Raw genomic sequence first — 7973 nt, forward strand, 5'->3', positions numbered from 1 at the left:
CGCGACCTGGCCACCCGCCCCACCGACCGGACCCGGCAGCAGACCAGCTTCGAAACCCACCCGGACCTGGCCATCCTGTCCACCGACTACGACCAACCCACCGACCAGGTCGCCGCCGGCACCGCACTCGAACGCGTCCTGCTCACCGCGACCCGCCTCGGCCTCAGCGCATCCTTCCTCAACCAACCACTCGAGTTCGAGGACCTACGCCCCCAGGTCCAGGCCCTCACCCAACGCCCCGGGCACGCCCACATGATCATCCGCTTCAGCCACACCCGTCCCAGCACCGGCACCGCCCGCCGGCCACTCACGGACTTCCTCCCCCCCAAGGAACAGCCATGACCACCGCGCTGCAACACGAACTCCAACGCTGGGAGACCGACCTCCAAGCCATCGCGGACAACAGCACCTGGAGGAGCGCCGCTTCCTAGGCGCCCTGTCCCGCGTCGCTCGCGCGCATCCGGCGGGCGTGGCAGTCGGGTTCGGGGGTGGCCGGGGTGAGGCCGATTCGGGCGTCGACCGCGACGGCGCCTGATGGGGTGGCGATCAGGGGGTTGATGTCGAGTTCGGCGAGTTCGGGGACGTGGTCGGCGAGCCAGGCGATGCGGTGGATGACGTCCAGGACGGCGTCCTGGTCGGCGGCCTTCGCGCCGCGGTAGCCGGCCAGCAGGGGTGCGCAGCGGCCGCGACCGCCACTCGGCATACCGCACCGCCTGACGCCTCCTCTCGACCCCACCAGCCCACCCCGAGGCGGAGCCCCGAGCCAGTGCCGATGGGTCCCGCGACAGCGGGACCTTTGGCACTGGGGGCGGTGGCCGGGCGCCGCGACGCTGGTGCCCATGGATCCGATCGACCTGGCGCGGTGGCAGTTCGGAATCACCACCGTCTATCACTTCTTGTTCGTGCCGATCACCATCGGACTGTCGGCCCTGGTCGCCGGCCTGCACACTGCCTGGTACCGCACCGGCAAGGTGAAGTACCGGCAGCTCACCCAGTTCTGGGGCAAGCTGTTCCTGATCAACTTCGCGATGGGGGTCGTCACCGGAATCGTGCAGGAGTTCCAGTTCGGGATGAACTGGAGCGACTACTCGAAGTTCGTCGGCGACATCTTCGGCGCACCGCTGGCCATCGAGGGCCTGCTGGCGTTCTTCCTGGAGTCCACGTTCCTCGGACTGTGGATCTTCGGCTGGGACCGGTTGCCGAAGAAGGTCCATCTCGCCTCGATCTGGCTCGTTGCCATCGGCACCCAGTTGTCGGCGTACTTCATCCTGGCCGCGAACTCCTGGATGCAGTGGCCGGTCGGCTATCGCTACGACAGGGCGAGCGGACGGGCCGAGTTGCAGGACTTCGGCGCGGTGCTGACCAACAAGGTCGCACTCGTGACGTTCCCGCACACGATCTCGGCGAGCTTCCTCACCGCCGGCGCCTTCATGCTCGGCATCGCGCTCTGGCACCTGCTGCGCGGCGACGAACGACGCCGCACCCTGTTCCGGCCCACCGTAAAGCTCGGCGCGATCACCGTCCTGGTCGCAGCGGTCGCGGTCGTCGTCACCGGCGACATCCAGGGCAAGATCATGACCGAGACGCAGCCGATGAAGATGGCCGCGGCCGAGGCGCTCTACGAGACCTCCGCGCCGGCCGACTTCTCGCTGCTCACCATCGGTTCGCTCAACGGTCAGCGTGAAGTCTGGTCGCTGACCCTGCCGCACGGTCTGTCGTTCCTGGCCACCGGCACATGGAGCGGCAAGGTCGAGGGCATCAACAACCTCCAGCGCGCCTACGAACAGCGGTTCGGGCCGGGCAGCTACAAGCCCAATATCCCGGTGACCTACTGGACGTTCCGCCTGATGATCCTGTTCGGCGCCCTGTCGGCTCTGATGGCCCTGATCGCGCTGTGGTACCTGCGCCGCCGGGGACGGGCCGCGCCGTCGCGCTGGCTGGTCCGCGGTGCCCTGCTGCTGCCACTGCTGCCGCTCGCCGCGAACAGCTTCGGCTGGATCTTCACCGAGATGGGCCGCCAGCCCTGGATCGTCTTCGGTCTGATGCAGACCCGCGACGGCGTCTCGCCCACGGTCGGCGCCGGCACCGTGCTCACGTCGATGATCACCTTCACGCTCCTGTACGCCGTTCTCGCGGTGATCGAGGTCCTGCTGCTGATCCGGTTCGCCCGGACCGTGCCGGCCGAGCCCGATCCGGCGGCCGGCGAGCCCGAGCCCGCCTTCCTGTACTGAGGAGTCCCCGTGGAACTCACCGACATCTGGTTCCTGCTGATCGCGGTCCTGTGGACCGGCTACCTCGTCCTCGAGGGCTTCGACTTCGGCGTCGGCATGCTGCTGCCGGTGGTCGCGAAGGACGCCGTCGATCGCAAGGTCACGCTCCGGACGATCGGCCCGGTCTGGGACGGCAACGAGGTCTGGCTGCTGGTCGCCGGCGGCGCCACGTTCGCCGCGTTCCCGTTCTGGTACGCCAGCCTGTTCTCCGGCTTCTACCTCGCGCTGCTGGTGATCCTGGTAGCGCTGATCGTCCGTGGCATCGCACTGGAGTACCGCAACAAGGTCGACGACGCGTCGTGGCACTCGCGCTGGGATGTGGCGATCGTCATCGGCAGCGCCTTACCGGCTCTGCTCTGGGGTGTCGCGCTGGCCAACATCGTCCGTGGCGTACCGCTCGACGCGAACCACAACTTCACCGGCGACTTCTTCACGCTGCTGAACCCGTACGCGCTGCTCGGCGGCGTGACCACCCTGGTCCTCTTCGCGCTGCACGGCGCGATCTTCCTCGCGCTCAAGACCCACGGACCGGTCCGCGACCGGGCTCGCGCCCTGGTGCTGCCGCTGGGCGCCACGGCCGTGCCGTTCGCGGCCGCGTTCCTGATCTGGACGCAGTCGTTCGACGGGTCGTGGATCACCTGGACGCTGGCGATCCTCGCCGCCGCGTGCTTGGCCGGCAGCGTCCTCGCGTCCCGGGCCGGCCGGGACGGGCTGGGCTTCCTCGGCACCGCAGCCACGATCGTGTTCGCCTCGGCCACCTTGTTCGTCACGCTGTACCCCGACGTGCTGCCGTCCACCACGAACCCGGCCTTCAGCCTGACCACCGAGAACGCCGCGTCGACGCCGTACACGCTGAGGATCATGACCTGGGTCGCCGTGGTGTTCACGCCGATCGTGCTGCTGTACCAGGGCTACACCTACTGGGTCTTCCGGCGGCGTCTCACCAGGGACGACATCCCCCAGCCGAAGGCCGCCTGATGCCGGCCGTCGATGCCCGGTTGCTCCGGCACACCCGCGGCACCAGGATCTTCCTGGTGCTGTCGGCTGTGATCGGGACCGCGCAGGCAGTGCTCATCCTGTGTCAGGCATGGCTGCTCGCCGGGATCATCACCGACGCCTTCCTCGGTGGTCTCGGGGTCGGTCAGCTCCGTGGTCCGGTCATCGGTCTCGCAGCCACGCTCCTGGCCCGCGCCGCACTGGCCTGGCTGGCCGAGGTGGTCGCACAGAAGTGCTCGGCCGCGGTCAAGTCGGAGCTCCGGATGCGGTTCCTCACCAAGCTCGCCGCGCTGGGTCCACGATGGTTGACCGGCGAACGAAGCGGTGAGCTGACGACGCTGGCCACCCGCGGCATCGACGCCCTCGACGACTACTTCTCCCGCTACCTGCCGCAGCTCGTCCTCGTCTGCGTCGTACCGCTTGTCGTGGCGGCCCGCATGCTCACGGCCGACTGGCTCAGCGCCGTGATCGTGATGGTGACGCTGCCACTCATCCCGATCTTCATGGTCCTGGTCGGGCTCACCACGAAGTCGTTGACCGCGCGGCAGTGGGCCACGCTGCAAGCCCTCGCACATCACTTCCTCGACGTCCTGTCCGGTCTCGGCACGCTGAAGGTGTTCGGCCGTTCCCGCGCTCAGGTCGAGACCATCCGGCGGCTCGCCGACCAGCAGCGGCGTACGACGCTGGCCACGCTCCGGCTGGCCTTCTTGTCGTCGCTGGTGCTCGAGCTGGTCGCAACGCTCTCCGTCGCGCTCGTGGCGGTCTCGGTGGGTCTCCGGCTGGTCGACGGCCGTCTCGACCTGAGGACCGCCTTGCTCGTCTTGATCCTGGCGCCCGAGGCGTACCTGCCACTGCGACTCCTGGGCGCGCACTACCACGCGAGCGCGGAGGGGCTGGCCGCTGCCGACCAGCTCTTCACGGTCATCGAGCAGCCCACTCCTGAACCAGGCCACGACATCGCCGACCCCACCGCGGTTCTCCGGTTGGAGGACGTGACCGTGAACAGCGAGGACCGGGCGACGCCGGCGATCGACGGCCTCACCCTCACGATCCCGCCCGGCCAGGTCACCGGCATCGTCGGGCCCAGTGGCGGTGGGAAGTCGACCGTTCTCGGCCTCCTGCTCGGCACGGTCCGCCCCGACCACGGAACGGTGATTGCCGGGGGCATCGACCTGGCCGGCGCCGACCTGCAGCGGTGGCGGCGGGACGTCGCCTGGATGGGACAGGACCCGGTCCTCTTCGCCGGGACCGTCGGGGACAACATCCGGCTCGGGAACGCCACCGCCGACGATCTCGCCGTACGCCGGGCAGCCCGGTCGGCGCGGGTCGACGTACCGCTGGACCTGGTCCTCGGTGAGCGCGGTGACGGCGTGTCCGCCGGCCAGCGCCGCCGGATCGCTCTCGCCCGCGCGCTCCTGCGCGACGCTCCGCTGCTGCTGCTGGACGAGCCGACCGAGAGCGTCGATCCCGAGACCGAGCAGGCTCTGCTCGCCTCCCTCCCGGACGTGTTCGGCGGGCGGACCGTTGTCCTGGTCACGCATCGGCCGGCCCTGCTCGAACTCTGCCACCAGGTGATCCACCTCGACCGCTCGGCGGTGCCCGCATGACCACGTTCAGCTGGTTGATCCGTGTTGTTCGTCCGGAGCTCCGGCGCCTGGCCACGGCCGCACTGCTCGGCACGCTGGCGATGACCTGCTCGATCGGACTGATGGCGACCTCTGCCTGGCTGATCTCCCGGGCTGCCGAGCACCCGCCCGTGCTCTACCTGACCGTCGCCATCGTCGCGGTCCGGGCCTTCGGCATCGGACGTGGCGTCCTGCGGTACGCCGAACGGCTGGTCGGTCACGACGCCGCCTTCCGGATTCTCGGCCGCACCCGGGTCCGGGCCTGGATCGACCTCGATCGCGCCGCACCCGCCGGACTCGGCGGCACCCGGGCCGGCGACCTGCTCACCCGGGTCACGCGCGACGTCGACGCCATCCAGGACCTGATCGTGCGCGCCGTGCTCCCGATCGCGGTCAGCCTCTTCACCGGAATTGCCACCGTCGTCGTGCTGACCGCGCTCCTGCCGGCCGCCGGAGGCGTCCTGCTGGCCGGCCTCACCGCTGCGGCAGTCGGCGGACCGCTGGCCTCGGTGCTGCTTTCCGCCCGTGCCGAACGACGGTTCGCTCCGGCCCGGTCAGCGCTCGCCACCGGAGTTCACGAGCTCGTGACCGGCCTGCCCGACCTGACCGCCTACGGCGCCACACCCCGAACGCTCGAGCGGATCCGGCACCACGACGCACGGCTGACGAGCATCCTGCGTCGATCCGCCTCGGCCACCGGAGTCGGCGCCGCCGTGACCAACGCAGCTCTCGCACTCACCGTGACCGGCGAGATCCTGGTCGGCGTCCCGGCGGTCCGCGACGGGCGCCTGCCTGGCGTCGTACTGGCGGTTCTGGTGCTCACTCCCCTGGCCGCCTTCGAGCTGGTGACGCCGTTGCCAGGGGCCGCGCGTCACCTCGTCCGTGGCTGGCTGGCCGCCGGCCGGTTACACGCGCTGGCCGCTCTCCCCGAACCATCAGTTGCCTGGGGCACCGAACCGGCGACGCCGGGCTGTCTGTCGGTGCGGCACGTCGACGCCCGCTGGCCGGGCGCACCTGCTCCGGTACTCCGGGACCTCAGCCTCGAGCTCCGGCCCGGGCAACGCGTGGGACTGATCGGTCCGAGCGGTTCCGGGAAGAGCACGCTGGCTGCCGTTCTGATGGGGTTCCTCGCCCCCGAGTCCGGCACTGTCACACTCGCCGGGGCGGACCAGGCGGTCCTGGACGAGGCGTCGTACCGGCGTCACGTCGTCCTGTGCGGGCAGGACGACCACGTCTTCGATGCCACGATCCGCGACAACCTCCTGATCGGCAAGCCGGACGCCGCGGACGACGAGTTGCTCGCGGCCCTCGACCGGGTCCGCCTCGGGGCCTGGGTACGACGTCAACCCGCGTGCCTCGGCACCACCGTCGGGGAGCGAGGCGCCCGACTGTCCGGTGGTGAACGCCAGCGCCTGGTCCTCGCCCGTGCCCTCCTCGCGGACCCCGCAGTACTCATCCTCGACGAACCGACCGCCCACCTCGACGAATCCACCGCCGACGAACTCGTCCACGACATCACCCGAGCCACCGAGGGGCGCACCACACTTCTCATCACCCATCGCCACCGCGACCTGGAAGCCGTCGACGAAGTCCTCGAACTGTCCGACGGCCAGGCGTACCACCGGGTCGCCACCGACGTGACTGACAAGATGGTTGTCGCAGGCATCGACGGCCCGGCCGGGCAGTTCCTGGGTTGAGGGTTATCTGTCCGGTGTTGGGGTTGGTGGGTGGTTCTTGGCGTGTTCGACGGCGAAGACGGCGGCTTCGGTGCGGCGTTCGAGGTTGAGTTTGCGGAGCAGGGAGGAGACGTAGTTCTTGACGGTTTTCTCGGCCAGGTAGAGCGATTGGGCGATCTGGCGGTTGGTTTTGCCTTCGGCGATCTCGGACAGGATCTTGCGTTCCTGTTCGGTGAGTGAGGCGTAGCGGGGGTCCTCGTCGGCGACCGGGTGACGCAGCCGCTCCAGGACCTTCATCGTCATCGTCGGGTCCAGCAGCGACTCGCCGGCCGCGATCCGCCGGACCGCGTCGATCAGGGCGTCGCCATGGATCTGCTTGAGCAGGTAGCCCGCGGCGCCGGCCATGATCGCGGTGAACAGGGCCTGGTCGTCGGAGTACGAGGTCAGCATCAGGCAGGCCGGCGGGGTGTCCATCGTCGAGCGGATCTCGCGGCAGACCGTGATCCCGTCGCCGTCGGGGAGCCGCACGTCCAAGACGGCGACGTCGGGGCGGACGGCGGGGATCCGGGCGATCGCCTCGGCGGCGGTCGAGGCGTCGCCGACGACGTCGATGTCGGGTTCGGCGTCGAGCAGCTGGTGCAGTCCCAGCCGGACCACCTCGTGGTCGTCGAGCAGAAATACCCTGATCGTCATCACCGTCTCCTTCGACTCGACCCGCCGCACGACGGCGTCGACGTTCTCGACCGCGACCGCCGGCACCGGGCGGGTCCTCGGATCAGCATCTCGTCTGCGGTGCGGGGCGCGCCAGGGACAACCGACCTCCCCCGACCGGGACCTTCGGCGCGAACCTGCCGACCGGCCCTGGTCCTGCAGGACGTCCTGCCCTGCCCGCCGGGATGCCCGCCTGATGGACTGGAATCGACAACCGATGGAAAGGCGGACTCCGATGAACACCAGCTCACCGAGCGCAGTCGGGCCGAGCGACCTCGGCGTCCGCATCCGGGAACGCCGGCTCGCCCTCGGCCTGGGCATCGCGGAGGTCGCGGAGCGCGCGGGTGTGAGCACGGAGCGCGTCGAGCAGATCGAGACCCGGCCGTTCGCCCTGACCGGCGGAGAGCTCGCCCGGTTGTCGGCCGCGCTCGAGCTCGGCATCGCCGACCTGACCGGGCCACACCCGCCGAGGTCACCCCAGCGCCCACCGGTGGCGGGGCGTTCACCGGTGGCACCCGGGCGTTCACCGGTGGCGGGGCGTTCACCGGTGGCGCCTCGGCTGGAGCCGATGCGCACCGCGGAGTGCGTGCAGCTGATCGGGGCCGGGTGTGTCGGCCGGATCGCCTACCACGGCGCCGACGACCTGCTGGTCATCCCGGTCAACTACTGCTACCTCGACGGCCTGATCATCTTCG

At 69.9% G+C, this 7973-nt stretch carries 8 protein-coding genes; 6 read left to right on the forward strand and 2 right to left on the reverse strand.

What is annotated here, in order from left to right; genetic code table 11:
* Nucleotides 1-342 (forward strand): hypothetical protein (locus tag ACZ6O0_RS44365; protein ID WP_465771163.1); only part of this gene is annotated, 342 nt, incomplete at its 5' end.
* Nucleotides 343-427: 85 nt separating this feature from the next.
* Here the strand turns inward: ACZ6O0_RS44365 and ACZ6O0_RS44370 are convergent.
* Nucleotides 428-703, reverse strand: a complete 276-nt coding sequence (locus ACZ6O0_RS44370; protein ID WP_465771164.1) for an acetate--CoA ligase family protein — start codon at nucleotides 701-703, stop codon at nucleotides 428-430.
* Between the two features lie 136 nt (nucleotides 704-839).
* Between ACZ6O0_RS44370 and ACZ6O0_RS44375 the strand changes: the two genes are divergently transcribed.
* The 4 genes from ACZ6O0_RS44375 to cydC are packed head-to-tail and all read left to right on the forward strand — an operon-like array spanning nucleotide 840 to nucleotide 6588.
* A complete protein-coding gene (locus ACZ6O0_RS44375; protein ID WP_465771165.1) occupies nucleotides 840-2231 on the forward strand; it encodes a cytochrome ubiquinol oxidase subunit I in 1392 nt (463 codons plus the stop codon).
* 9 nt (nucleotides 2232-2240) lie between these two features.
* Nucleotides 2241-3248, forward strand: a complete 1008-nt coding sequence (gene cydB, locus ACZ6O0_RS44380) for a cytochrome d ubiquinol oxidase subunit II (RefSeq protein WP_465771166.1) — start codon at nucleotides 2241-2243, stop codon at nucleotides 3246-3248.
* A complete protein-coding gene (gene cydD, locus ACZ6O0_RS44385) occupies nucleotides 3248-4873 on the forward strand; it encodes a thiol reductant ABC exporter subunit CydD (protein ID WP_465771168.1) in 1626 nt (541 codons plus the stop codon). Before cydB ends, cydD begins: the two co-directional genes overlap by 1 nt.
* Nucleotides 4870-6588: a thiol reductant ABC exporter subunit CydC gene (gene cydC, locus ACZ6O0_RS44390; RefSeq protein WP_465771169.1), complete on the forward strand. Its 1719-nt coding sequence runs from the start codon at nucleotides 4870-4872 to the stop codon at nucleotides 6586-6588. Before cydD ends, cydC begins: the two co-directional genes overlap by 4 nt.
* Nucleotides 6589-6591: 3 nt before the next feature.
* Here the strand turns inward: cydC and ACZ6O0_RS44395 are convergent, their stop codons facing one another.
* The gene (locus ACZ6O0_RS44395) at nucleotides 6592-7326 is read right to left on the reverse strand and encodes a response regulator (RefSeq protein ID WP_465771170.1); all 735 of its coding nucleotides are present in this window, start codon (nucleotides 7324-7326) and stop codon (nucleotides 6592-6594) included.
* A 187-nt stretch (nucleotides 7327-7513) separates the two neighbouring features.
* On the opposite strand from ACZ6O0_RS44395, the gene ACZ6O0_RS44400 reads away from it, so the two are divergent.
* The coding region (locus ACZ6O0_RS44400) for a helix-turn-helix domain-containing protein (protein WP_465771172.1) at nucleotides 7514-7973 on the forward strand (460 nt) is incomplete at its 3' end.

The organism is Kribbella sp. NPDC048837 (assembly GCF_055586945.1).